Below are 1402 nucleotides of genomic sequence, written 5' to 3'. Positions count from 1 at the left end.
CCGTTACCGTGATGGTCACGGTCTGTGGCTCACTGGCGAGCCCTTCGTTATCGACCGCGATGTAAATGAAGGTTACGTCCTCAGACTCTCCATCGGTCAATGATTGGAAGTCCTCACCTGGATCAAATGTGTACGAGCCATCGTCATTGAAGCTGAGTGTACCTTTACCGTCTGGCACGTCCGTTTGCAGGTTGTAAGATGCAACGGTGCCGTCGACATCTAAAGCTGCAGGAACATCGCGAGTGATCGACGTGTCTTCATCGGTCATCTCATCCGCTGGCAATGCCACTGGACGGTCATTGGTACCCATCACTGTAATGGTTACGGTCTGTGGCTCACTGGCCAGCCCTTCGTTATCGACTGCGATGTAAGTGAAGGTCACATTTTCAGACTCACCATCCGTAAGGCCTTGGAAGTCCTCACCTGGATTGAAAGTGTAAGAGCCATCAGAGTTAAACGTCAACGACCCCTTGCCGTCTGGCACGTCCGTTTGCAGGTTGTAAGACGCAACGGTGCCATCGACATCTGAAGCTGCAGGAACATCACGAGTGATCGACGTGTCTTCGTCGGTCATTTCATCCGCAGGTAGTGCCACCGGGCGGTCATTGGTACCCGTTACCGTGATGGTCACAGTCTGTGGCTCACTGGCCAGCCCTTCGTTATCGACTGCGATGTAAGTGAAGGTCACATTTTCAGACTCACCATCCGTAAGGCCTTGGAAGTCTTCACCTGGATTGAAGGTGTAAGAGCCATCAGAGTTAAACGTCAGCGACCCTTTACCATCTGGCACATCCGTTTGCAGGTTGTAAGATGCAACGGTGCCGTCGACATCTGAAGCTGCAGGAACATCGCGAGTGATCGATGTGTCCTCGTCGGTCATTTCATCCGCAGGTAGTGCCACCGGGCGGTCATTGGTACCCGTTACCGTGATGGTCACAGTCTGTGGCTCACTGGCCAGCCCTTCGTTATCGACTGCGATGTAAGTGAAGGTCACATTTTCAGACTCACCATCCGTAAGGCCTTGGAAGTCCTCACCTGGATTGAAAGTGTAAGAGCCATCAGAGTTAAACGTCAACGACCCCTTGCCGTCTGGCACGTCCGTTTGCAGGTTGTAAGACGCAACGGTGCCATCGACATCTGAAGCCGCAGGAACATCACGAGTGATCGACGTGTCTTCGTCGGTCATTTCATCCGCAGGTAGTGCCACCGGGCGGTCATTGGTACCCGTTACCGTGATGGTCACAGTCTGTGGCTCACTGGCCAGCCCTTCGTTATCGACTGCGATGTAAGTGAAGGTCACATTTTCAGACTCACCATCCGTAAGGCCTTGGAAGTCTTCACCTGGATTGAAAGTGTAAGAGCCATCAGAGTTAAACGTCAGCGACCCTTTACCATCTGGCAC

1 protein-coding gene is annotated in these 1402 nt (G+C 52.9%); it reads right to left on the bottom strand.

The window, feature by feature from the left end; translation table 11 throughout:
• Window positions 1-1402: cadherin-like domain-containing protein (locus ACJB0T_RS21875; protein WP_495292941.1), on the bottom strand; the 1402-nt coding region annotated here is incomplete at both ends.

The organism is Vibrio sp. CB1-5 (genome assembly GCF_059412285.1).
The sequence above is the reverse complement of the archived record's forward strand: the minus strand, read 5'-3'. Positions and strand labels throughout refer to the sequence as shown.